Source organism: Polymorphobacter megasporae (assembly GCF_018982885.2).
GTDB lineage: Bacteria > Pseudomonadota > Alphaproteobacteria > Sphingomonadales > Sphingomonadaceae > Polymorphobacter_B > Polymorphobacter_B megasporae.
On sequence record NZ_CP081848.1, the window covers coordinates 3,333,041 to 3,357,154 of the forward strand.

Here is a 24,114-nt window from a genome sequence, read left to right on the forward strand (position 1 = left end):
GCAGGCACACGACGACCGTCGGAAATTGCTGTCCTACACCCCGTCTGTGCGCGTATTTTCCACGCGTGATGACGACCGACCCTCATTTCTCGACGAAGAAAAACAGCCGATCCGGTTCGCCGGGGGTGGATTCTGGCTCGACATGGCGTCAACTTCGTCAACTTCCGACTGCCGCGACGAACCCGATCCGTGCCGCATCGGCTTGTCAGGCGCGTCGAAGGTCCGCATGGAAGCACCCATGACGACGACTTGGACCCCCGATAGCTGGCGCGACCGCGAGGCGCGGCAGCTTCCCGTTTACCCCGACGCCGCGGTGCTCGCCGCGACCGAGGCCGAGCTGCGGACGTATCCGCCGCTGGTGTTTGCCGGCGAGGCGCGCGACCTGACGGCGCAATTGGCCGACGTTGCGGCGGGCAAGGCGTTCCTGATGCAGGGAGGCGACTGCGCCGAAAGCTTCGCCGATTTCCACCCGAACAATATCCGCGACACCTTCCGCGTCCTGCTCCAGATGGCGGTCGTCCTGACCTTCGCGTCGAAGCTGCCGGTGGTGAAGGTCGGGCGGATGGCGGGGCAGTTCGCCAAGCCGCGCTCGGGCGACACCGAGACGGTCGACGGCGTCGAACTGCCGAGCTACCGCGGCGACAACATCAACGGTCTCGACTTCACCGCGGCGTCGCGGACCCCCGACCCGGCGCGGATGATGCGCGGCTATATGCAGTCGGCGGCGACGCTCAACCTGCTGCGTGCCTTTGCCAGCGGCGGTTATGCGAGTCTCCATCAGGTCCACCAGTGGAACCTCGACTTCGGCGGGCGTTCGCTGTGGAGCGAGCAGTATCAGGCGCTCGCCGACCGGATCGGCGAGGCGCTCGACTTCATGGCGGCGTGCGGCATCTCGCCCGAGACCGTGCCGCAGCTCAAGGGAACGAGCTTCTTCACCAGCCACGAGGCGTTGCTGCTTGGCTACGAACAGGCCCTGACGCGGCAGGACAGCCTGACCGGCGACTGGTACGACACCTCGGCGCACATGCTGTGGATCGGCGACCGGACGCGCTTCGCCGGGTCGGCGCACGTCGAGTTCCTCCGCGGGGTCGGCAATCCGATCGGGCTCAAGGTCGGGCCGTCGATCACCGTCGACGACCTGCTGCGCCTGACCGACACGCTCAACCCGGGCAACGTCCCCGGGCGGCTGACGCTGATCGCGCGCTTCGGCGCCGATCAGGTCGAGGGCGCCCTGCCCCGGCTGGTCCGCGCGATCGCCCGCGAAGGGCGCTCGGTCGTCTGGTCGTGCGACCCGATGCACGGCAACACCGTCAAGGCGGCGGGCGGCTACAAGACGCGTCCGTTCGATCTGATCCTGCGCGAGGTCCGCAGCTTCTTCGCGGTTCACCGCGCCGAGGGCACCCACGCCGGCGGCATCCACGTCGAGATGACCGGGCAGGACGTCACCGAATGCACCGGCGGCGCGATCGCGATCACCGACGAGGGGCTGGCCGACCGCTACGAGACGCAGTGTGACCCGCGCCTCAACGCCAGCCAGGCGCTCGAACTTGCGTTCCTGCTCGCCGATTGCCTCAAGGCGGAGAAAGCCGACCGCGATCACCGGGCGGCTGCCTGATACGCGATCTGCTCTGCGGCGGCTTGACTAAGCGACCGATGCGCCGGTATTGACGCGCCTCGCTCGGCCCCTTCGTCTAGCGGTTAGGACGCGGCCCTCTCACGGCTGAAGCACGGGTTCGATTCCCGTAGGGGTCACCATCACATCGCCGATCGATTGGGCTGGCATACGTTGTCGGCGCTTGGCGCAGCATAAACTGCTGTCCTACACCATGGCTAAGCCTGTATTCTAACTTCCTTGAGTCGCCACCGGGCGGCGCGGCGTGTTCTTTCTCATTGTGGCGCAAATTTCGGATTCCGCGAGGCGCGGCTGCGGCGGCTAATTTCCGTCGCTGCCTTTCGACGAACGTTTAGGCGCTCCCCGGACGCTGAAAATTGATGTCCAAATCCGTGAACTTCGTGTGACCTTTCGACGATGTGACCGGGGCATGGCGGGGCGGCCCCGTCAGGTTGTGGGTTGCGCGCACAAGATTGAACCGCCCGCTACGCCGGTTGTTACAGCTCGCACGGGTGACGGAGGTGGCGATGGCGACAGGTAACCGCGGGGTCCGGCCCTGACGATCGTGCTTCCCACCCGCCGCGTCGAACCGCGCATTCTTGTCGTCATCGCGCTGGTCTGCGCGGTGCTGTGGGGCGTCGCGCATCTCGGCTCGGAGGTCGGCGAGGGCGATACCGCCGCGTTCGACCGCGCCGTCCTGCTCGCCTTCCGCCAGACCGCCGATCCAAATTTGACGATCGGGCCGCTATGGCTGCGCGAGACGGCGCGCGACGTTACCGCACTCGGCGGCTTCACCGTCTTGACCTTGGTGACGCTCGCGGCGGTCGCGGTCCTGCTCGTCTATGACCGCCGGCGTCAGGCATTCGTGTTCGGCACGACCGCGGTCGTCGCGCAGGTTGCAGCGGAGGTGATCAAGCATTTCGTTGGACGCGAGCGGCCGACGTTCGTCACCCAGTATGACCTGATTAGCTCGTCGAGCTTCCCCAGCGGCCATTCGATGATGGCCCCGGCGGTCTACTTCACCCTTGCCGCGATTATCGCCGCCGGGGAATTGCGCCCGGCGGCGCGGCGGCTGCTGATGGCGGGAAGCGTCGTCCTCGTCGTCGCGATCGGAATCAGCCGGGTTTACCTCGGGGTCCATTGGCCGACCGATGTCGTCGCCGGCTGGGCGCTCGGCTCGGCGATCGCACTTGTCGCGTGGACAGCGTTGCAGCAGCGGCGGAGCACCGTATAGCGTTCGACTGTAACGACAAACCGAACTGGACCTCGATGACCAAAGCGAGCGGGCGCGCGATCGTCCTCGTCAAATGGTGGAGCGCGGTGCTCGCGGGCGCGCTGCTCATCCTTGCCGTCGTCGCGGTCAATGGCCATCCGACGGTGTTTACCGACACCGACGATTATTACGCGCTGGGCAAGGAGCTGATGACCGATATCGGGCTCGGGCCGCCGCCGCCCGAACTGTCCGACGCCGACGTCGCCCAGGCCAAGATCGACCGGCACATGGGACTGACCCAGATGGCGTCGCGCTCGGCGATCTACAGCGTGTTCCTGTACGTCACCGAATCGGCCGGGACGCTGTGGCTCGTCGCGCTGGCGCAGGCATCGGCGGTGAGCTGGCTGGTGCTGCTGCTGTGGCGTACCGCGCTGCCCGCCGAGCCGCGCTGGAGTGCACTCGTCGCGCTCACGGTCATCGCCGTCGTCTCGCCGCTGCCGTTCTTCGCCGCCTTCGCGATGCCCGACATCTTTGCCGGTGTCGTCGTCGTCGCAGCGGTGCTGATCCTCGTCTACGGCGACCGGCTTGGGCGGTGGGAACGGCGCGCGGTCGGGGCGCTGCTGACGATCGCGCTCGCGGTCCACACCTCGCACATCCTGTTCATGGTCCCCCTGCTCGGGATCGGCGGGCTGATGCTGATCTGGCTCAAGGCCGGGCGGCGCGCGGCGGCAGGGCGGCTGACTAGCGTCGGGGTCGCGATCGTCGTCGCCCTTGCCGCCAACAGCCTTTACGGCGCGGTCGTCCGCCTCGAGACCGGCGAGCCGCTGCGCAACCAGCCATTCCTCACCGCCCGCCTGCTCGCCGACGGGCCGGGGCGAACGTACCTCCGCCACGCCTGCGCGAAGGGGAATGTCTACACCTTATGCGGGTATAAGGCGAAGCCGCTGAGCAATTCGGAGGATGTCCTCTGGTCCGACCTGCCCAAGAACGGCGTGTTCATGCTCGCCGACTATAAGACGCGGGTCGAACTCGAAGAACAGGAGCCGCGCTTCGTCCTCGGCACACTGGCGTATGCGCCGGGTGCCCAGCTCGCCGCCTCGCTCAAGAACTGGGGGCAACAGCTGATCCTGATCTTTGTCGAGGATCCGATCCGCAATCCGCATTTCTATTTGACCGACCCGTACTGGCGGCAGACCAACCTGCCGCCGGTCATCGAGCGCGTCGCCGACTGCGGCAAAAACTTCAAAGGCTGCCCGTCGCGGCTGACGATGGCGCAATCGCGGTCGTGGCACGGGGCGTGGCTGATCGCGGCAGCGGCGGCACTCGCACTCGCCGCGACCGTCATCCGCCAACGCATGACGGCCCAGCCCGGGGCGGCGCGCGGTGACGACCGCCGCCTGCTGGCGGTGGCGATCATGTTCGCCGCCGGTGTGATCCTCAACGCCGCGGTCTGCGGCATCCTGTCGGGACCGTTCCCGCGTTACCAGTCGCGGATCGTCTGGCTGATCCCGGCGGGAGCGGTGCTGCTGCTGACGCGGCTGCGGCGCGAGCGGCGGCATGGGGATGGTATAGCCACCCTGGCCTGACGACCGGCGCGCCGAATTCGCGGCGGCGTCGCCGGGGCTGGCGTCAAGCGAGCGGACGCGACTATTAGCTGACGACATCACCTCCTCCTTGAAAGTTCGCTCATGCTCCGCGCAGCGCTGCTCGCCGTCACCCTCCTTTCCGGCACCGCGGCGGTCGCGCAGCCCACGCCTCCCCCAGCGGCGACGGCGACAACTCCCGCGGCGCAGCTCAAGGCGCTGTTTCACGAAAGCGACGAGGGGCAGCTCAAGCGCAATCCGATCCAGGCGCTCGTCCGCGGCGACCCGCGCTACGCCAACGAGTTCGGCGATTATATCACCGACGCTTATTACGCCGCCGAGAAGCAGGCCGCCGTCGACGAGCTCGCGGCGCTGGCGAAGATCGACCGCAAGGCGCTCAACGCCAACGACCGGATCAGCTACGACGTCTTCAAATGGCAGCGCACGACCGACCTCAAGGGCTATGATCCCGCGCTGCTGCGAACAGCGACCGACCGCCCGATCGACCATTTCTCGGGCTTCCAGACCTTCATGCCCGACCTGTCGTCGGGTGAAGGCGCGGCCCCGTTCAAGACTGTTGCCGACTATGACAACAACCTCAAGCGGCTCGCCGGTTACGTCGTCCTGCTCGATCGCTCGATCGGGCGGATGCAGCATGGGCTCGCCGATGGCGTGACCAACCCCAAGCTCGTCATGCAGAACGTCGTCGGCCAGCTCGATGCGCTCAACGCCGAGGGGGTCGAGGGCTCGACCTTCTACAAGCCGGTCAAGAAGTTCCCCGACAGCATTCCCGCCGCCGACCGGACGCGCCTGACCGCAGCCTATGCCGCGTTCATTCGCGACCAGCTGATTCCGGCACACACCCGCCTCCGCGACTTCATCCGCGACGTCTATTTGCCGAAGGCGCGGACAACGGTCGGGCTCGGTGCGATCCCGGGAGGGCCGGCGTATTATCGCTATCTCGTCGCGTCGACGACGACGACCGACATGACCCCCGAGGCAATCCACGCGCTCGGCCTGAGCGAGGTCGATCGCATCCATGCGGCCGAGGAGAAGGTCAAGGATGCCGCCGGCTTCAAGGGCACGCTGGCTGAATTCGCCAACTTCATGCGGACCGACCCGCGCTTCGCCCCCGCCACCCGCGAGGCGATGCGCGAAGACTTTCTCGCGATCGACAAGCGCGTGATGGCGGTCGTCGGCACGGAGTTCTCGACGATCCCCAAGTCGGCGCTCGAGATTCGCCCTGTCCCGGCGTACAAGGAAAAGACCGAGGCCGCCGGTTCGTATCAGGGCGGCACCCCCGACGGATCGCGCCCCGGCACCTTCTATTACGACGCCTACGATCTGCCGTCGCGCTTCACCTGGGGCTTCGAGACGCTGTTCCTCCACGAGGGCATCCCCGGGCACCATTTCCAGATCAGCCTCGCGCAGGAAAATACGTCGCTTCCGGCATTCCAGCGCTTCGGCGGCAACACCGCTTATGTCGAGGGTTGGGCGCTGTATTCGGAGAGCCTCGGCTATGAGATGGGCTTCTACAAAGACCCGTACCAGGATTACGGCCACCTCAACGACGAGATCCTGCGCGCGATGCGACTGGTGGTCGACACCGGCATCCACAGCCAGGGCTGGACCCGCGATCAGGCGATCAAATACATGCTCGACAATTCGGCGATGGGAAAGACCGACGCGACCGCCGAGGTCGAGCGCTACATCGCCATCCCGTCACAGGCGCTCGCCTACAAGGTCGGGCAGTTGACGATCCGCCGCCTGCGGACCAAGGCCGAAGCCGAGCTTGGTGCGAAATTCGACATTCGTGCGTTTCACGCGCAGGTGCTGATGTCGGGAGCGCTGCCGATGGCGGTGCTTGAAAGCAAGATCGACGACTGGATCGCCGCGACCAAGCGGACCTGAGGAGACAAGACGATGAAGACGATGTTCGCGGCGCTGGCCGCTACCCTGCTCGCCACCGGCGCGTCGGCCGACCTGATGAAGCCCGCTGCGCCGATCGTCGTTCGCGGCACGATCACCGCGGTCGATCCGACGGGCGCACTTAGCGTCAAGTCGAACGACGGCACCCCGCTGACCGTCGTCCTCGCTCCCGGAGCCAAGGTTGCAGCGCTGAGCAAGATCGGCCTCGACGACATCAAGGCGAACAGCTTCATCGGCACCGCCGCCAAGCCGGGCAAGAACGGCGTCCTCGAAGCGACCGAGGTCCACGTTTTCGCCGAATCGATGCGCGGCCTCGGAGAGGGCCACCGCGCGTGGGACCAGGGTCCGACGAGCACGATGACAAACGGCAATGTCGGCAAGGTCGGCACGATCCGCCACCACAGCGGGCGGACGTTGACGGTCGATTACAAGGGCGGGACGCAGGAAGTCGTCGTGCCCGCGAACACACCGATCGTGTCGTTCGTCGAGGGCAGTGCCGCGCAGCTTGTGCCCGGCGCGCATATCTTCGCGTTCACGATGCGGACCCCCGACGGCAAGCTCGCGACGAATCAGGTCGCGGTCGGACTGAAGGGCGTCGTGCCGCCGATGTAAGTCGAACCTACCCCTCCCCTTCAGGGGAGGGGCGAGAGACGGTGTCCTTGCACCGGCCCGGGGGTGGGGTCTTCTTCAGACGGATCGCTCGCAGCGACCGCCCCACCCCCGGTCCCTCCCCCAAGAGTAAGGGGAGAAGAAAAGCTAAAGATCCCCTGGTCGGTTGACGTTGCGGATCGGCCCGATGTCGACTCCCGTCGCACCCGTCAGCGCGACCCAGCCGCGAAGCGAGCGGTCATCGCTGTGGGCGAGGTGGAGTTCGATTACCCCCGCCAATCCAACCGGCCACAGCGCAAGCAGAGGTTGGCCGAGGACAAACGCAGGCCCCTCCCCCAGCGCCTCGCGGAGCTCGAGCGGCAACTCGGGCAGGTCGCACCCGCTCGTCAGCACCGCATCGTAGCCCCCGGCGGCGGCGTGGCGTAGAGCGGCGCACAGCCCGCCGAGCGGACCGAGCCCGGGGGCCGGGCGGTCGGGGATCGAGACCTCGCCGGGATAATCTCGCCCGACCACGACGAGGTCCGATACCTGCGGCCGCAGACGGGTGATCACATGCTCGATCAGCGGCTTGCCGCGCCACTCGGCCATCGCCTTGTCGCTGCCGAACCGGCTCGATGCGCCCCCCGCAAGGATCGCGCCGAGAACGCCGGTCATGCGGTCTCGTCGAACAATTCACGTCCGATCAGATAGCGGCGGATCTCGCTCGTTCCCGCGCCGATCTCGTACAGCTTGGCATCGCGGAGCAGGCGACCGGTCGAATATTCGTTGATATAGCCGTTGCCGCCGAGCGCCTGAATCGCCTCCAACGCCATCCAAGTCGCCTTTTCGGCAGCGTAGAGGATGCAGCCCGCGGCATCCTTGCGTGTCGTTTCGCCCCGGTCGCACGCCTGCGCGACGGCATAGGTGTAGGCCTGCGCGGTCGACAGCGCGACGTACATGTCGGCGATCTTCCCCTGCATCAGCTGGAATTCACCGATCGCTTGGCCGAACTGCTTGCGCTCATGGATGTACGGCACAACGACGTCGAGGCATGCCTGCATGATCCCGAGCGGACCGCCTGCCAGAACGACGCGCTCGTAATCGAGCCCCGACATCAGCACCTGAACGCCGCGCCCTTCAATCCCGAGGACGTTTTCGAACGGCACTTCGCAATCCTCGAAGACGAGTTCGCAGGTGTCCGACCCGCGCATCCCGAGCTTGTCGAGCTTCTGCGCGGTCGAGAACCCCGCCATGCCACGCTCGATCAGAAAGGCGGTGATGCCCTTCGCCCCGGCGTTGGCATCGGTCTTGCCGTAGACGACGAGCGTGTCGGCGCCCGGGCCGTTGGTGATCCAGAACTTCGACCCATTGAGGACGTAGCGGTCGTTGCGTTTTTCCGCGCGCAGTCGCATCGACACGACGTCGGAGCCCGAACCACTCTCGGACATCGCGAGGCTGCCGAGATGCTCGCCCGAGATGAGCTTGGGCAGATATTTCGTCTTCTGCTCGGCCGTCCCCCAGCGCGCGATCTGGTTGATGCACAGGTTCGAATGCGCGCCATAGCTCAGGCCGACGCTCGCCGACGCGCGGCTGATCTCCTCGACCGCGACGACGTGCGCGAGATAGCCAAGCCCGGCGCCGCCGTCGGCCTCGGGGACGGTGATCCCGTGGAGCCCGAGGTCGCCGAGCTTCGGCCACAGGTCGCGCGGGAAAACATTGTCGGTGTCGATCGCGGCGGCGCGCGGCGCGATTTCGGCAGCGGCGAAGGCGCGAACCGACTCGCGGATCATGTCGATGGTCTCGCCATGGGCGAAGTTGAGCGTGGACAGGGTCATCGGGCGCCTATGCGGTGAGGATCGAACGCTGACCGTTAAACAGTCGGCTCGACCGCGAACAGAGCCAAGTCGTCACGCAGCCTTGGCAAGCGCAGGCAAAAAAACTGCGCGCAACCGGAGTTGCGCGCAGTCATTTCGATTTCGGGCCCCGAAAGGCTCGGAACGCGTCGATCGCTTACGCGGCGACGGTCTTCGTGGCCGACTTGCGGCGGCGCGCGAAGCCGACGAGGCCGAAGCCGCCGACAAGCATCACCCAGGTCGAGGGCTCGGGAACATTCGCAACGGCGATGTTGTCGAGTTCGAACGAGTTCTGCGAGCTCGACAGCGTCACGGTCTTGACGCTCTGGCCGGGACCGAAGCTGAAGAAGTAGCGACGGTTGGTGTCGCCGGCAGTCTGGTTGCCGTTGTCGCCGCCCGGGAGGACCGACGCCGAGAACTTGCCCGAGTCATAGCCGGGGCCGGTGAACTGGAGCGAGTTATACGAGTCAACCGAGCCGATGTAGATGCTGAACGACTTGATCGCGTGCGCGAAGGTGAAGGTTGCGCTCTCGCCACCCTGGATCGCGAGGAACGGGGTCTCATCGCCGGCGGGTGCGGCGGCAACATTGGCCACCGAGGTCGGGAAGATGGTGCCGCCGGTGTAGCTGTAGCCGGTTGCGGGCGCGCCGCCGTTGAAATCGAAGACGACGGTTTCGCCGGCTGCGGGAGCGACGTCGAGCGGCGACGAGGTGATCGTGAGGGCTTGGGCCGAACCGGCAAGCGCGACTGCGGACGCAAAAAGCAACAGACTCTTCATTCTTCTCTCCAAAGGGGCTTACGTGCCTGACACCCGCTATGCAGAGACCGTGCCAATTTCCGGCACATGCAATATCAATGACTTAGAAATATTACATTATCGATATGTAAAGAATTCCGACGATTTCTTAATGAAGAAAATCGTTCCTTACGATTTGTTGACCGATGGCAGCGCCGCCGGATTATGGCACGGAAATCGCAGCTTACGGTGAGCAGGCCACACCGGGCCGACGGTTGTTGGGCAGGCCGCTCGCTAACTTCGTGACCTTGGTGGCTGCACGATGGCCCGTCGCCTCGACCGGCGATTGATCCGGGCCAGAGGACAGGACGATCGAGAAGGTCATCGAGTTATCGCCGCTGTCCTACAGGGTTCTGGATCGGGTATGGTGTCAGCGTCGTCGGAGTGCCGAGCGGCACCTGTTCTTTCTCATCGCTGGATCAGCTTACGGACCCTCGGTCGCGCCAAGACCGTGGACTTTCGCGTCATGCAGGCGAAAACCCGGTCGTTGTGTGGACTTGTGTAACCTTCCGCACGACACGGATGTGAAAAACCCGGTCGTTGTGTGGACTTCTGTAACTTTCCGTCACCCCGACGCAGGCCGGGGCCCAACTCTCCCAGCAACGCGAGGTCGGGTGCTTGCACGACCATGGGCCCCGGCCTCCGCCGGGGTGACGAACCTAGAATTGCAGCAGGATCAGCAGGACAATGGTGACGCGCGCGGAATACCCGAGCGTCGCGTCGGCCGGCGTCACCTGTTCTGCGACGAAGCCGCTCGCGAAAACATAGTCGTTGCGTGGACTTGTGTAACCTTCCACGCAGGACGCGGCGGCTCTCCCCCTACGCCGCCCTGATCTCGTTGAACGGCGTATCCTTGTCGGGACGCATGTCGCCGGGCAGGCCGAGGACGCGCTCGGCGATGATGTTGCGCAGGATCTCGTCGGTGCCGCCGGCGATCCGCAGCCCCGCCGAAGCCATGTAGCTGCCTTGGAGCTTGTGGATGCCGGGCTCGCCGCCGGTGGTGGTGAAGCCCGACGCCTCGGACAGGTCAAGTGCGAACGCTGCCATCTCCTGCATCGTCTTGGCGACGACGACCTTGCTGATCGACTGTTCGGGCCCGGGGGCCTCGCCCTTCGACAGCGCCGAAAGCGCGCGCATCTGCGTCAGCTTGATGCCCTCGTCGGCGATGTAGGTCGCAGCAATCCGCTGGCGGACGTCGCGTGCCTCGATCGCCGGACCCATGTCGGTCTCGATCCGCGCGGCAAGCGCCATCAGGTCGCGGTAGCCGGGGGCGTGGCCGGGCTTGCCGCCGACCGCGAGGCGCTCGTTCATCAGTGTCGTCAGCGATACCTTCCAGCCGTCGCCGACCGCGCCGAGGCGGTGGCTGTCGCTGACCCGGACGCCGGTGAAAAACACCTCGTTGAAGTCGCTGCCGCCCGACATCTGCTTCAACGGCCGCGCCTCGACCCCGGGGGCGTGCATGTCGACGATGAACATCGTCAGCCCCTTGTGCTTGGGCGCGGACGGATCGGTCCGGGTGACGATGATGCCGAAGTCGGACAGATGGGCGTTGGTCGTCCACACCTTCTGCCCGTCGATCACCCAGTCGTCGCCGTCACGGACCGCCTTGGTGCGGATGCCGGCGAGGTCGGACCCGGCGCTCGGCTCGGAGAACAGCTGGCACCAGACCTCCTCGCCCTCGAGCGCCTTGGCGACGTAGCGTTCGATCAGCGCGGGCGAGCCGTGGGTGAAGACGGTCGGGATGCACATGCCGAGGCCGATCGCGAACAGCTCGGTCGGGGCGTGATACTTCGACTGCTCCTGGTTGAAGATGATCGAGTGCATCGGCGACAGGCCCTGCCCGCCGAACGCCTTGGGCCATGTGATCCCGGTGTAGCCGGCGGCGTGCTTGATCTTCTGCCACTTGCGCGATTCGGGGACGTTCTCACCGCGGCTGACGGCGCGCGCGGGCGGATCCCGGTACTCGGCGGCGGCGGTGGCGAGCCATGCGTGCGCCTTGGCGCGGTACTCGGCGTCGCCGGGGGTGTCGTTGAAGTCCATCGTCGGTCTCCCTTACGCTGCGACCCGGTTGCGCTGCTCCAGCGAGCGCACCAGCCGGTCGGCCCAGAAATTGCGGCTGCCGAGCGCCGCGACGAGCGCGCGGTTGCGGCGGTAGTAGAACTGGCAGTCGCTTTCCCACGTGAAGCCGATGCCGCCGTGGATCTGGACATTCTCCTCGGCGGCGAAGGCCAGCGCGTCGAGGCTTGCGACCCGCGCCGCGCTTGCCGCCTGGCGGAGCTCGGGGGCGCCCGCCTCCATCGCCCATGCCGCGTGGAGGGCGTGGGCGCGGGCGAGTTCGAGCTTGATATACATGTCGGCGCACTTGTGCTTGACGCCCTGATATCGCCCGATCTTTTGGCCGAAGGCGGTGCGTTCCTTGGCATAGGCGACCGCCATGTCCATCGCGGCGGTCGCGGTCCCCATCGCCTCGAAGCTGCCGAGGATCGCAGCGCGGTCGAGCCAGTCATGGTAGCCGGCAGCGTCGCCGAGCGGGTCGGCGGCGGCCCCGGTCAGCGTCAAGGTGCCGTGGCGGCGAACGAGGTCGAGCGTGTCGATCGCGGCGACACCGACGCCTTCGCCACTCAGGTCGACGATATAGAGCGCGGGGCCGTCGGGGCCGGCTGCGCTGACGATCGCCATCGTCGCGGCGGCGAGATCGGCGATCGGCGACTTGGTGCCGGTGATCGAGCCGCCGTCGACCGTGGCCGATGCCTTGGCGGGGGAGGCGGTGCCGCCTTCGGCCCAGCCGGTGACCGCGACGACCGAGCCGTCGGCGATGCCGGGGAGCCAGCGCGCCTGCTGCTCGGCGGTGCCAAGCGCGATCAGCGCCTCGGTCGCCGCCAGCGCCTGAGCGAGCGGGATCGGCGCGAGGCTGCGCCCGGCCTCCTCAGCGAGAACGCAGGCGGCTTCGGACGTCATGCCGACTCCGCCATGCGCTTCAGGAACCCGCGCCGCGGTCCAGCCGAGGTCGACCACCGCCTGCCAAAGCTGGGCGTCGAACGTGGCGTCGCCGTTCATCGAGGCACGTGCGACTGCCGGTCCAGCGCGCTCGTCGAAGAACTTGCGGGCCTGCTCGCGCAACGCCTTGGCGTCATCGGAAAAGTCGAAATCCATGCCATCTCCCCAGAGGCTTTGGCGCGACCTTACGTTAACGTCAGTCTCGCGCAACCCCCGCGGCATGGTAGACAGGGTACGAAGGAGACTCTCCGATGAGCGAAGCGATGGAAGACCGCGTTGCGATTGAGCTGACCGAGGGCGCGACGCCTGAGCAGCGTATCGCTCTTGCGGCATGGGCGAGCCGGCTGCTCGCGATCCGCGTCGACTCGGAGGACGGTTTCGGCAAGGCGCGGTCGGCGCTGATGGCGACGGTCGACAGCAAGGCGGCATGGCCGCTGATCCAACGCCTTGGCGACGCGATCAAGCGCAACGCGTGGGACGAGCGGAGCAACCCCGAGCGCGCCGCGGTCGGCGGGGCGACGGCGATGATCGCGCTGTTCGGCGGCGGGCTCGCGGTGCTGACCGTGCTCGGTGCGGCGGCGGGGGCGCCATTGTGGATCGTCTTTGGCAGCGGCGACGGGCTCGCGCGCAAGATCGTCGCGGCGGCTGCGTGACTTCAAATGCCGAGCTGGCCGACTGGTGTCAGCGTCAATCGGAGGATGCGGCGCGGCAGATCGAGCTGTTCGGCGGCGGCGGCGTGCGCGCATTGCTCGAAATGCCCGACGGCACGACGCAGGACATCACCGCCGGGGTCGTCGCGCACCAGACCGATAATATCGCGATGTTCGCCCGGTTGATCGCCGCGCTGACCGCCTAGCCGCGCTCGAACAGCGAGTCGGCGGCGCTGCGGAATTTCGACGCGCCGTCGCGCTTGGCTTTGGTCCGGATGACCTCGGCTTCGAGGGCGACGATGCGTTCGTCGAGCTCGCCGACAGACAGTCGGTCGAGATCCTGCTTGATCAATGCGGCGACGACGTCGTCGGGCTTCGCGCGGGGGAGGTCCTCGTCCATGTCGCAGACGTTGACCCGGCACCCGCTCAAGTCAATATCGCGCGTATGACGATTCCCACGACGATGACCGCGATCGATCCTTCAGCTCCGGGAGGTCCCGAGGTGCTGGTGCTGGTGACCCGCCCGGTGCCGGTCCCCGGTGATGGCGAGGTGCTGGTCCGCGTCCACGCCGCCGGGGTCAACCGCCCCGATGTCCTCCAGCGGCAGGGCCTGTACCCGATGCCGCCCGCGGCGCCGACGATCATGGGGCTCGAAATCGCGGGCGAAGTCGTTGCCGTCGGTCGCTCCGGCGGGCGTTGGGCGGTCGGCGACCGGGTCTGCGCACTCGTCGTCGGCGGTGGCTACGCCGAATATTGTGTCGCCCCGGCAGGCCAGTGCCTGCCGATCCCCGACGGCCTCGACTATATCGCCGCCGCCGGGCTGCCCGAGACCTACTTCACCGTCTGGTCGAACCTGTTCGAGCGCGGCCACGCGGCGGCGAGCGAGACCGTCCTGATCCACGGCGGCACCAGCGGCATCGGCACGACCGCGATCCTGCTCGCCAAGGCACGCGGTGTGAAGGTCATCGTCACCGCCGGGTCGGCGGGCAAGTGCGCCGCCGCGCGCGGCCTCGGCGCGGATCACGCGATCGACTACAAGGCGAGCGACTTCGTCGACAAGGTCGCCGGCATCACCGGCGGCAAGGGGGTCGACGTCGTCCTCGACATGGTCGGCGGCGATTATATCCCGCGCAACCTAATGTGCCTCGGCGACGATGGCCGCCACGTCTCGATCGCGCTCCAGCGCGGCGCGACGGCGGAGGTCAATTTCGGCCTTGTCATGCGCCGCCGCCTGACGCTGAGCGGATCGATGCTCCGCGCCCGCCCAGTCGCATTCAAGGCGGCGATCGCCGCGGCGCTGGAGCGCGAGGTCTGGCCGCTGTTCGCGGCTGGCAAGCTCCGCGCGGTCAGCGACAAGACCTTCGCGCTCGCCGATGCCGCCGACGCGCACCGGCGGATGGAGGCGGGGGATCATGTCGGGAAGATCGTGCTTCAGGTCGCTGAGGAAGGCTGACCCGATCCTTGCAATTCCGCGCTCTTCGCGTGGAAGTTCACGGTGCTAGCGCGACCGCCGAGCGACGGCATGACGGTCCTGCAATGAGAAAGAACAGGCGGCGATCGGCGCTTCGACGACGCTGCCACCATCGCCGATTTGGCGCGCTGTACGACCGGGACAACGCCGCGCGACGGTGCGGATTTACCCCGACGCCTTCTCCCGCCACGCCGGCGAAGACCGGGCGCGTAGAACGACCAGCTATTTCGCGTCCGCGTCGCGTCGAAGGTTACACAAGTCCACGGAACGACCGGGTATTTCGCGTCCGCGGCGCGTCGAAAGTTACACAAGTCCACGGGACGACCGGGTTATCGCGCTTGCGTCGCGGGACGGCAACACGAGCGCTCCGTACCGCGACCGGTCACAAGCGCCAGCGAACGCTAAGTTCAAAATAAGTTCACACTAAAGCGTGTCTTCTTGCAGCTCGCTTTCCAAGCGAACCGTCTCACAAAGTCCAGCAATGAGAAAGAACACGCGCCGCCCGGTGGCGACGGCAAAAGCTACCGCAGGCGAGGCGGTGTAGGACAGCAGTATGTTGCGAGCGTCACGTGGGAGGAGAAATCCGGCGGTGGCCGCGCCAGGGCTGCGTCCTCCGTCGGGCGGGTTCGGCGGCTTGTGACCGCCACTAGGCCGGCCGGCTCGGCGCGAGTTCGGCAGCTGCTAATCGGCGAGGGGGCCGGCTGCGCTCTCGCCAGCCGCGCCAGCGCTTACCGCATCAGCACCAATTCTTCGGCCATCGTCGGATGCAGCGCGACGGTCTCGTCGAACTGCGCCTTCGTCAGCTTCGCCTTCACCGCGATCGCCAGAGCCTGCAAGATCTCCGGTGCATCCGGCCCGATCATATGCGCGCCGACGACGACGTCGGTCGCGCTGTCGACGACGAGCTTGTACGACGACCGCTCGTTGCGTCCGGCCAGCACGTTGCGCATCGGGCGGAAGTCGCTGGTGAAGATCTTGACGGTGCCGAGCTTGGTCTTCGCCTGCGCCTCGGTCATGCCGACGCTGGCGATCGGCGGGTTCGAGAACACCGCGCTCGGCACGGTCTCATGGTCGACGGTCCACGGCTTGTTGCCGAACACCGTGTCGGCGAAGGCATGGCCCTCGCGGATCGCGACCGGCGTCAGCTGGATCCGGTCGGTGACATCGCCGACTGCCCAGATATTCTCGACATTGGTGTGGCTCGCCGCGTCGACCGCGATCGCGCCCTTGTCGTTGAGCTCGACCCCCGCCGCCTCGAGCCCCAGCCCCTCGATGTTCGGGCGGCGGCCGATTGCCCACAGCAGCATCTCGGCCTCGATCGGGTCGTCGCCGCCGACGAACGCCCGGACGCCGCCGCCCTCGATTTTCTCGAAGCGCTCGACGTTGCAGTTGAAGACGAACTTGATGCCCTTCGTCATCGAAATCTGGAGCAGGCGATCGCGCAGCGCTTCGTCGTAGCCGCGCAGAATCGTGTCACCGCGGTTGACCAACGTCACCTTGACGCCGAGCTCGTGGAAGACCCCGGCGAATTCGTTGGCGATATAGCCGCCGCCCGCGATCGCGAGCGACTTCGGCAGGCGGTCGAGATGGAAGATTTCGTTCGACGTGATGCCGAGCTCGGCCCCCGGCAGGTCGGGAACGAGCGGGCGCGCGCCGGTAGCAATCAGGATCTTGTCGGCGGTAACCGTCTTGTCGCCGACCTTGATCGTGTGCGCGTCGAGCAGCTCGGCGTGGTCGTGGTACAGCTCGACATTATGGCTCGTCAGCGTGTCGGTGTACGAGCCGTTGATCCGGTCGACCTCGGCCATGACGTTGTCGCGCAGCGTCAGCCAGTCGAAGCCCTTCTCGCCGATCGTCCAGCCGAAGCGGCGGGCATCGACCAAGTCTTCGGCGAAATGCGAGCCATAGACGAGCAGCTTTTTCGGCACGCAGCCGCGGATGACGCAGGTTCCGCCGACGCGATACTCCTCGGCGATGGCGACGCGCGCGCCGTGGCCGGAGGAAATCCGCGCGGCGCGAACGCCCCCCGAACCGGCGCCGATGACGAAGAGATCATAGTCGTATGTAGTCATCGGGCGGAGGTAAGGTGCCGGGGGGCTGCACGCAAACGGAGAGTGGCGATCAGAGTGATCGGAGCCTCCCCTCCCCTGCAGGGGAGGGGCGAGAGACGGCGCGCTTGCGCCGGCCCGGGGGTGGGGCTTTCTCAGGCGGATGGCTCGTGGCGACTCCCCCACCCCCGGCCCCTCCCCTAAAGGGGAGGGGAAGAGAAAATCAGAACAGTCGTGACCCGTTCGGCACGTCCTTATCCGGCGCGAACAGCACCACCGCACCGTCCGCATCCGGAAACCCCAGCGTCAGCACCTCCGACATGAACGGCCCGATCTGGCGCGCCGGGAAGTTGACCACCGCCGCGACCTTCCGCCCGAGAAGTTGGTCGAGCGTGTAGTGGACGGTGATCTGCGCGCTCGACTGCTTGATCCCAACCTCCGGCCCGAAGTCGATCGCCAGCTTGAACGCGGGCTTGCGCGCCTCGGGAAACGCCTCCGCCGCGATGACCGTGCCGATGCGGATGTCGGCGAGCATGAAGGTCGCGAAGTCGGTCTGCGGGGTAAGTGCCATGCTGTCCCCTAGCTCCCCTTGACGATCGCCGTCGCCGCATCAAGCCGGGCGGCATATGCCATCAGCACATCGCCCGTCCGTTTCGCGTACTCGGCGGCATCGGCGAAGCGGCGTTCTTCGATCGCCTCGCGCACCCCCGGCAGCGTCTTCGCGCCGTAACCGGTGAAGCGCCCTGGGGCGTAGACGAGGTTCTGGTACCAGCTGCGCCCCGGCAAGCCCTTCGGGTCGAGGAGCAACTGGTCGATGTCGCGAAGCGTCGCGTTGAGCTTCGCCCGGGTCGCTGGAGCGAGGCTCGCGCCCTTCGCCGCATACGCCGCGTCGTACGCCTTGGCGCTCATGCCCAGCTTCGCCACCGCGTTGTCGAGCGCGGCGAGATCGAGGAACGGTGTCGGCGTTACGGTGGTCGGCGCGGCGACGGCATCGAGCGGGTCGCTTGCCTGCGCGAATGCCTTGTCGCCGGTTAGCTTCGCGAGCCGGCTGTCCTTGGTCCGCCGATCGTCGGCGAGCTTGTGGACTTCGGTCGTGTAGCGCGCGACGGTGTCGGCGAAATCGGCGAAGCGCACCGGCGGGGTATCGGAGTCGGCGATCCGCATGACCAGCCGCCCGACAGTCTTCGACATCACCGCGCCGTACTTGAGGCCCGGGTCGTCGAACCGCGTGAAGTGGTCGTAACTGTCGTAGATGGAGTGATAGACGCCGCCCGCCATCCCTTCGCCGCCGAAGCCGATGTCGAGCGTCGGCAGGCCGAGATGCTGGAGGAACGTCGAATAGTCCGACCCCGACCCGAGCGCGGCGATCGGCAGGTCGCCGCCGTTTTCGGCTGCTTTGACCGCCGCATCGTCGCTGCGCCCATGTCCTTCATAGCCATCGGCAAGCAGCTTCGCCCGCGCGCGTGCGCCGACGCTGGTTCCGGTCTGCGGGTCGATGACGTCGTTGCCGACCGCGTTGGCGAGATGCTGAAGTTCGTGGCTGCCGCCGGCGTTGTAAAAGCCGCGTTCGTTGCCGTCGGTGTTGATGTACGCGACCGCTTTCGCCTTGAGCTCGGCGGCGTGGGTCTCGGCATATTCGGTCGAGCCGAGCAGCATCGGCTCCTCGCCGTCCCAGCTGATGTAGACGATCGTCCGCGCGGGCTTCCACCCCTTCTTCGCCATCTCGCCGAGCGACTTCGCCTCCGACAGCATCGCGACATTGCCCGATAGCGGATCAGCCGCACCGAACACCCAGCCGTCATGGTGGTTGCCGCGGACGACCCACTCGTCGGGATATTTCGCGCCTTTGAGCGTCGCGACGACATCGTACAGCGGCTTCAGTGACCAGTCGGACTTGACCGCGAGGTGGACGGTGACCGCGTCGGTACCGCCGATATGGTAGGCGATCGGCAGCCCGCCGCGGAACGCCTCGGGCGCCATCGGCCCGGCGAGCGCGCCGAGCAGCTGCTGCGCGTCGCCGTACGACATCGGCAGCGTCGGAATCTTGAGGATCGTGATCGCCTGTTCGCGGGTCAGCCGCCCGGTGACGCCGGGAACCGAGCCGACGCCCGGGGTCGTCGGGTCGCCGGGATACGTCGTCATGTCGGCGACCGAGCCGCGCTGGACGCCGAACGGCGGGCGCGCGCCGCCCTTGGGGTAGACGTCGCCCTGGCCGTAGCCGTCGTCGGCGGGGTCGGAATAGATGATGCAGCCGACCGCGCCATGCTCCTGCGCGAGCTTGGGCTTGAGGCCGCGCCAGCCCGCGCCGTAGCGAGCGATCGCGATCTTGCCCTTCACGTCGATGCCACGCCGGGCGAGCGCCTCATAGTCGGCGGGCAGGCCGTAATTGACGTAGACCAACGGCGCGGTGACGTCGCCGTCGCCCTGGAACGCGACGTATGGCGGCAGCGCGTTCTTGGTATTGCCGCTCGTCGAATCCTCCGGGATCGCCGGCTCCTGCCCGCCGAGCGTGATCTGCCTGGGGGTGACCATCTCGACCGTCGTCGAGATCGGCGTCGGGTACAGCACGTCATACTGCTCGATGTGCGCGTCCCAGCCCCACGACTTGAACATCGCCAGCGTCTTGTCGGCGATGACCTTGTCGTGCGGCGACCCGACATGGTTCGGCTCCGACGAGAAATCCTTGAGCCACGTCATCTGGTCGGCCGAGCTGATCCCCGCGTCGAACTGCGCCTCGCGCGCGGCCTGCGTCGTCGGCGCGGCATAAGCGGTCGAGGCGAGAATCGCGGCAATTCCGAAGACGCGGATGTTGAGGTTCATTCTGGTCGGGCCCCGTGGTTCGTTGAGGCGATGAACGTGCGATGAAAGCGGGGGGTATGGCAATCCGCTTTCGTAGGCCCGGTGGCCGCACTCGTCCGCGGTTCGCTTATCGGTGCTTGAACAACGCCGTCATCCCCGCGAAAGCAGGGGCCCACCTCCAGCGGCTGGAGATGGCCCCGCTCTCCCGCGGATGACGGTCGCGTATTGGAACAATCGTTTGACCCTGTCTCTCGTCCCCGACGCCGTCGCTTTTTCGGTTCGCCGCCCGTGGACGACGATCGCGGTCGCGCTTGCCGTCGTGCTCGGCGCGGGCTGGTTTGCCTCCACACACTTCGCGATGAACACCGACACCGCGACGCTGATCGCGCCAACGGTTGACTGGCGACGCGACGAGATCGCGGTCGACACCGCCTTCCCGCAGAACCGCGACCTGATCGCGGTTGTCGTCGACGGCGCAACCCCTGAGGCCGCAGAGATCGCCGCGGCGACGCTGGCTAAACGGCTGGCAGGCGATACCGTGCATTTCGAGACGGTCCGCCGCCCCGACGCGACGCCGTTCCTCCAGCGCAACGGCCTGCTGCTCGGCTCGACCGAGGAAGTCCGCGCGACGACCGCGGCGCTGATCGCGGCACAACCCTTCCTCGGCCCGCTCGCCGCCGACCCGTCGTTGCGCGGGGTGATGACGAGCCTGTCGACGGTGCTGACCGGGGTCGGTGCAGGGACCGCCAAGCTGTCCGACATCGCCAAGCCTGTCGCCGCGCTCGGCACCGCGCTCGACGCGGTCGCGAACGGGCGGCCCACGACCTTTTCGTGGATTGACCTGTTCGACGCGGGCAGCGGCAAACTCACCCCGCCGCGCCGCCGCATCGTCCTCGTCCAGCCGCGCCTCGACTATGGTGCGCTCAAGCCCGGCGAAGCCGCGGGCGATGCGATCCGCGCCGACGCCAAGGGCCTCGACGCGCGTATCCGCCTGACCGGCGCGGTCCCGCTCGCCGACGAGGAGTTCGCCAGCCTCGCCGACCGCGCGTGGCTCGTCGGCGGCGTGATGCTCGGGTCGATGCTGGTGATCCTGTGGTGGGCAGTCCGGTCGCTGCGGATCGTCGCCGCGATTACGTTGGTGACGCTCGGCGGACTCGTCGTGACGAGCGCGATCGGGCTGGCGGCGGTCGGCAAGTTCAACCTGATCTCGGTCGCGTTCATCCCGTTGTTCGTCGGCCTCGGCGTCGATTTCGGCATCCAACTCAGCATCCGCTTCCGTGCCGAGGGGAATATCGAGCCGGCGGCGGCGTTGCGCGCGGCGGCGAAGGGGCTTGGCGGGGCACTGGCGCTCGCGGCAACCGCGGTCGCGCTCGGCTTCGCGGCGTTCCTGCCGACCGCATATGTCGGCGTGTCCGAGCTCGGCATCATCGCGGCGTGCGGCATGGTCGTCGCGCTCGCGCTCAACGTCACGCTGCTGCCCGCGCTGCTCTTGCTGTTCCGTCCGGCAGCGCGCGGCAACCCCGGGCTCCCGCTCGCGCGCGCCGAGACGTGGCTGCTGACGCACCGCCGCGCGGTCCTGTGGGCGTTCGCGGGGTTGCTTGCGATCAGCATCGCGCTGCTGCCGCTGGTTCGCTTCGACTTCAACCCGTACCACCTCCGCGCCGCCGACGGCGAGGCGATGGCGACGCTGACCGACCTGACCCGCGATCCCGACCGGACCCCGAACACGATCGACCTGCTGACCCGCGATCCGGCAGCGGTCGCGGCACGGTTGAGCCGCCTCCCCGAGGTCCGCCAGGTCGCGAGCCTCGACAGCTTCGTCCCCGACGACCAGCCCGCCAAGCTCGCGCTCGTCGCCGACGCCCGCGATCTGCTCGACCTGACGCTCAATCCGTTCGACGTCGCGCCCGCGCCCGACGACGACGCGACGATCGCCGCGCTGCGCCATACCGCGGCGCAACTCCGCGAGGTCGCCCCTGCCGACCCTGCCGCAACGCGATTGGCGGGCGCGCTCGACCGGATCGCCGCGGGGCCCCCTGCCATGCGCGCCCGCGCCTCGGCGCTCCTCGTCGCCCCGCTCAACGTCCTGCTCGACCAGACCCGCGCATTGCTCCTCGCCGAGCCGGTCACCCGCGCGACCCTGCCCGCCGACCTCCGCGCTGACTGGATCACCGCCGACGGCCGCGCGCGGGTACAAGCCTTCCCGGCGGGTGACCCGGAAGACAACGCCACGCTAAAGCGCTTCGTCGCGGCGGTCCTTGCGGTCGCCCCGCACGCCAGCGGCGCGGCGGTCTCGATCCAGGCGGCGGCAGCGACGATCGCCCGTGCCTTCGTCCTTGCGAGCATCTACGGCCTCGCCGCGATCTCGCTGCTCCTGTTCTTCGTGCTGCGGTCGGTGCGCGAGGTGCTGTTCACCCTCGCCCCCGTCGTCCTGTCGGGATTCTTGACGCTGGCAACGTGCGTTCTCATCGGCCAGCCGATCAACTTCGCCAACATCATCGCCTTCCCGCTGCTGTTCGGCGTCGGCGTTGCCTTCCACATCTATTTCGTCATGGCGTGGAAGGACGGCGCGGCGAACCTGCTCCAGTCGAGCCTCGCCCGCGCCGTCCTGTTCAGCGCGCTCGCCACCGGGACCGCGTTCGGCAGCCTGTGGCTGTCGCACCACCCCGGCACCGCGAGCATGGGCAAGATCCTGATGATCTCGCTCGCGTGGACTCTGGTCTGCGCATTGGTATTCGAACCGGCGCTGCTCGGACCGGCGAAGCGCTCCGGCGCAGATTACCGCTGACGGTTATTTCGCTAGTTTCGCGTCGTCCGCCGCATTGAGCTTCGCCGCCAGCGCCGCCGCGCCGCCCGCCTTGACCGTGGCGGCGAACTCGGCGCGCTGGACGGCGATCTGGCTGATCCCGTCGGCATAGACGTCGACGATCCGCCAGCCGCCTTCGGTCTTGTGCAGCCGATAATTGAGCGGGGTCGTGCCATCCTTCGCGACGATCGCGGCGTGGACCAGCGCATCCTCGCCGCGCATGTCGACCTTGGGCTGGACGGTAAAGCGCTGTCCGTCGAAGCTCGCGAAGTTGGTTGCATAAGCGACGACCGAGTGGCGGGTGAACGCATCGGTCAGCGCCGTCTTATCGGCCGGAGCCGTCGTCGCCCACGCCGGGCCGGCCACGAGCCGCGTCATCGCCGGCATGTCGTGGGTCGCCTTGACCAGCGGCAGCAGCTTTGCCGTCCGCCCCGATAATCCGAGCCCCTTGCCCTCCTTCATCGTTGCCAGCAGCGACGCATTGAACGCACCGACGACCGCCGCCGGGTCGCTTGACGCTGGCGCTGCCGCTGCACCCGTGGCACACGCCAGCAACAGGGCGAGGGTCCAGACCTTGTTCACGTGCTTCATCTCCTCATATCGCATCGGCAGCGTCGCAGTGCCGTTGCACGCACGAACGGGGGCTGAACGCCCGGCGCTGCGTAACATTATCCGCACGCGGCGCGAAAGACACAGTCTGATGGTGAACCCGACGTGCGGGGTTGCTGCTGGACCGGGATTTCAGTAGCCCGGAGGATAGGCATAGAAGGTTACCGGATGCGATTAATTCTCGCTCAGCCCCGCGGTTTTTGCGCGGGCGTCGTCCGCGCGGTCGAGATCGTCGATCGTGCGCTCACGATGCACGGCTCGCCGGTCTACGTCCGCCACGAGATCGTTCATAACGCGCACGTCGTCGACAAGCTCAAGGCAAAGGGCGCGATCTTCGTCGAGGAGCTCGACGAAGTCCCCGAAGGCGCGCTGACTGTATTCAGCGCCCACGGCGTCGCCCGCGATATCGTCGACGAGGCCGCTCGCCGCGCACTGCCGGTGATCGACGCGACGTGCCCGCTCGTCACCAAGGTTCATATTCAGGGCCGCCGCTATGCCGCGCGCGGTCGGACGATCGTCCTGATCGGCCACGCCGGCCACCCCGAGGTCGACGGTACGATCGGCCAGATCGACGCCCCGGTGCGCCTCGTTTCGACGATCGAGGATGTTGCCGCGCTCGACCTGCCGCTCGATACGCCGATCGCCTACGTCACCCAGACGACTCTCAGCGTCGACGACACGCGCCACATCATCGAGGCGCTGTCGGTACGCTTCAGCGATGTCGTCGGTCCCGATGTGTCGGACATCTGCTACGCCACCCAGAACCGCCAAACCGCGGTCCGCGACCTGTGCGCGGCGGTCGACGTCCTGCTCGTGGTCGGCGCAAAGAATAGCTCGAACTCGAACCGGCTGCGCGAGATCGGCGTCGAGATGGGCGTGCCGAGCTACCTCATCGCCGACGGTTCTGCGCTCGATCCAGCATGGGTCGCGGGCATCGCCACGGTCGGACTGACCGCGGGTGCGTCGGCCCCCGAGGAGCTCGTCCAGGGGGTAATCGCGGCGCTCCGCGCGCTCGGCGACGTCGAGGTGTCGACAATGGCCGGGATCGAGGAGCACCAGTCGTTCCGCCTACCCCCGAGCCTCGAACGTGCGGCACCGCAGCACCGTAGCGGCGTTGGGGCTGAACTGGCGTCGACCGCCGCAAGCGTCTAGGACAGCGT

22 protein-coding genes and 1 tRNA gene are annotated in these 24,114 nt (G+C 67.3%); 12 read left to right on the forward strand and 11 right to left on the reverse strand.

All coding sequences use genetic code 11. The annotated features are described in order from the left end of the window. The first annotated feature begins 238 nt into the window (after positions 1–238). The 6 genes from KTC28_RS15630 to KTC28_RS15655 all read left to right on the forward strand — a co-directional run bounded on the left by KTC28_RS15630 (position 239) and on the right by KTC28_RS15655 (position 6,949). Positions 239–1,615: a class II 3-deoxy-7-phosphoheptulonate synthase gene (locus tag KTC28_RS15630; protein WP_216708047.1), complete on the forward strand. Its 1,377-nt coding sequence runs from the start codon at positions 239–241 to the stop codon at positions 1,613–1,615. A gap of 65 nt (positions 1,616–1,680) precedes the next feature. Beyond that, positions 1,681–1,755 (forward strand) — tRNA-Glu (locus KTC28_RS15635). A gap of 422 nt (positions 1,756–2,177) precedes the next feature. Next, entirely contained in the window at positions 2,178–2,846 is a 669-nt protein-coding gene (locus KTC28_RS23180) for a phosphatase PAP2 family protein (RefSeq protein WP_216708048.1), read from the forward strand. 35 nt (positions 2,847–2,881) lie between these two features. After that, positions 2,882–4,411 carry a hypothetical protein gene (locus KTC28_RS15645; protein ID WP_216708049.1) on the forward strand — a complete coding sequence of 510 codons (1,530 nt, stop codon included), beginning with the start codon at positions 2,882–2,884 and terminating at the stop codon, positions 4,409–4,411. A 102-nt stretch (positions 4,412–4,513) separates the two neighbouring features. Then, on the forward strand, positions 4,514–6,319 hold the full coding sequence (locus KTC28_RS15650) for a DUF885 domain-containing protein (RefSeq protein WP_216708050.1): 1,806 nt from the start codon (positions 4,514–4,516) through the stop codon (positions 6,317–6,319). Between the two features lie 12 nt (positions 6,320–6,331). After that, positions 6,332–6,949, forward strand: a complete 618-nt coding sequence (locus KTC28_RS15655) for a hypothetical protein (protein WP_216708051.1) — start codon at positions 6,332–6,334, stop codon at positions 6,947–6,949. A 144-nt stretch (positions 6,950–7,093) separates the two neighbouring features. On the opposite strand, the gene KTC28_RS15660 is transcribed toward KTC28_RS15655, so the two are convergent. From KTC28_RS15660 to KTC28_RS15670, 3 genes are all read right to left on the reverse strand, one after another. Continuing rightward, positions 7,094–7,600 carry a molybdenum cofactor guanylyltransferase gene (locus KTC28_RS15660; RefSeq protein ID WP_216708052.1) on the reverse strand — a complete coding sequence of 169 codons (507 nt, stop codon included), beginning with the start codon at positions 7,598–7,600 and terminating at the stop codon, positions 7,094–7,096. Next, positions 7,597–8,760, reverse strand: a complete 1,164-nt coding sequence (locus KTC28_RS15665; protein ID WP_216708053.1) for an isovaleryl-CoA dehydrogenase — start codon at positions 8,758–8,760, stop codon at positions 7,597–7,599. The genes KTC28_RS15660 and KTC28_RS15665 overlap by 4 nt, the downstream gene beginning before the upstream one ends. Before the next feature lie 175 nt (positions 8,761–8,935). Then, complete coding sequence (locus tag KTC28_RS15670) at positions 8,936–9,556, reverse strand: Npun_F0296 family exosortase-dependent surface protein (protein ID WP_216708054.1); 621 nt, start codon at positions 9,554–9,556, stop codon at positions 8,936–8,938. Positions 9,557–9,578: 22 nt separating this feature from the next. Here KTC28_RS15670 and KTC28_RS15675 point away from each other — a divergent pair, with 22 nt between their 5' ends. After that, positions 9,579–9,767, forward strand: a complete 189-nt coding sequence (locus tag KTC28_RS15675) for a hypothetical protein (RefSeq protein ID WP_216708055.1) — start codon at positions 9,579–9,581, stop codon at positions 9,765–9,767. A 466-nt stretch (positions 9,768–10,233) separates the two neighbouring features. Here the strand turns inward: KTC28_RS15675 and KTC28_RS15680 are convergent, their stop codons facing one another. Genes KTC28_RS15680 through KTC28_RS15690 form a run of 3 tightly spaced genes read right to left on the reverse strand, consistent with a single transcriptional unit; the run spans position 10,234 to position 12,727 of the window. Continuing rightward, positions 10,234–10,371 (reverse strand): hypothetical protein, encoded by a 138-nt coding sequence (locus KTC28_RS15680; protein WP_216708056.1) that lies wholly within the window; start codon positions 10,369–10,371, stop codon positions 10,234–10,236. A gap of 22 nt (positions 10,372–10,393) precedes the next feature. Then, the gene (locus tag KTC28_RS15685) at positions 10,394–11,614 is read right to left on the reverse strand and encodes an acyl-CoA dehydrogenase family protein (protein WP_216708057.1); all 1,221 of its coding nucleotides are present in this window, start codon (positions 11,612–11,614) and stop codon (positions 10,394–10,396) included. 12 nt (positions 11,615–11,626) lie between these two features. After that, complete coding sequence (locus KTC28_RS15690) at positions 11,627–12,727, reverse strand: acyl-CoA dehydrogenase family protein (RefSeq protein WP_216708058.1); 1,101 nt, start codon at positions 12,725–12,727, stop codon at positions 11,627–11,629. Between the two features lie 95 nt (positions 12,728–12,822). On the opposite strand from KTC28_RS15690, the gene KTC28_RS15695 reads away from it, so the two are divergent. Continuing rightward, positions 12,823–13,224: a hypothetical protein gene (locus KTC28_RS15695; protein WP_216708059.1), complete on the forward strand. Its 402-nt coding sequence runs from the start codon at positions 12,823–12,825 to the stop codon at positions 13,222–13,224. Next, the gene (locus KTC28_RS15700) at positions 13,221–13,427 is read left to right on the forward strand and encodes a hypothetical protein (protein WP_216708060.1); all 207 of its coding nucleotides are present in this window, start codon (positions 13,221–13,223) and stop codon (positions 13,425–13,427) included. The genes KTC28_RS15695 and KTC28_RS15700 overlap by 4 nt, the downstream gene beginning before the upstream one ends. Here the strand turns inward: KTC28_RS15700 and KTC28_RS15705 are convergent. Continuing rightward, a complete protein-coding gene (locus tag KTC28_RS15705) occupies positions 13,424–13,651 on the reverse strand; it encodes a DUF1192 domain-containing protein (protein ID WP_369426558.1) in 228 nt (75 codons plus the stop codon). The two genes, KTC28_RS15700 and KTC28_RS15705, sit on opposite strands and share 4 nt — an antisense overlap. A 15-nt stretch (positions 13,652–13,666) precedes the next feature. Between KTC28_RS15705 and KTC28_RS15710 the strand changes: the two genes are divergently transcribed. Further along, positions 13,667–14,674, forward strand: a complete 1,008-nt coding sequence (locus tag KTC28_RS15710; RefSeq protein ID WP_216708061.1) for an NAD(P)H-quinone oxidoreductase — start codon at positions 13,667–13,669, stop codon at positions 14,672–14,674. 746 nt (positions 14,675–15,420) lie between these two features. Here the strand turns inward: KTC28_RS15710 and gor are convergent. The 3 genes from gor to KTC28_RS15725 form a co-directional block, all read right to left on the reverse strand. Beyond that, positions 15,421–16,764: a glutathione-disulfide reductase gene (gor, locus tag KTC28_RS15715; RefSeq protein ID WP_216708062.1), complete on the reverse strand. Its 1,344-nt coding sequence runs from the start codon at positions 16,762–16,764 to the stop codon at positions 15,421–15,423. Between the two features lie 199 nt (positions 16,765–16,963). Next, entirely contained in the window at positions 16,964–17,311 is a 348-nt protein-coding gene (locus KTC28_RS15720; protein WP_216708063.1) for a tRNA-binding protein, read from the reverse strand. A gap of 8 nt (positions 17,312–17,319) precedes the next feature. Next, a complete protein-coding gene (locus KTC28_RS15725; protein ID WP_216708064.1) occupies positions 17,320–19,560 on the reverse strand; it encodes a transferrin receptor-like dimerization domain-containing protein in 2,241 nt (746 codons plus the stop codon). A 217-nt stretch (positions 19,561–19,777) separates the two neighbouring features. Between KTC28_RS15725 and KTC28_RS15730 the strand changes: the two genes are divergently transcribed. Beyond that, positions 19,778–22,327 carry an MMPL family transporter gene (locus KTC28_RS15730; protein WP_255602083.1) on the forward strand — a complete coding sequence of 850 codons (2,550 nt, stop codon included), beginning with the start codon at positions 19,778–19,780 and terminating at the stop codon, positions 22,325–22,327. Between the two features lie 3 nt (positions 22,328–22,330). Here the strand turns inward: KTC28_RS15730 and KTC28_RS15735 are convergent, their stop codons facing one another. Next, a complete protein-coding gene (locus KTC28_RS15735) occupies positions 22,331–22,927 on the reverse strand; it encodes an ABC transporter substrate-binding protein (RefSeq protein WP_216708066.1) in 597 nt (198 codons plus the stop codon). Positions 22,928–23,122: 195 nt separating this feature from the next. Between KTC28_RS15735 and ispH the strand changes: the two genes are divergently transcribed. Continuing rightward, positions 23,123–24,106 (forward strand): 4-hydroxy-3-methylbut-2-enyl diphosphate reductase, encoded by a 984-nt coding sequence (gene ispH / locus KTC28_RS15740; protein ID WP_216708067.1) that lies wholly within the window; start codon positions 23,123–23,125, stop codon positions 24,104–24,106. Positions 24,107–24,114: the final 8 nt, after the last annotated feature.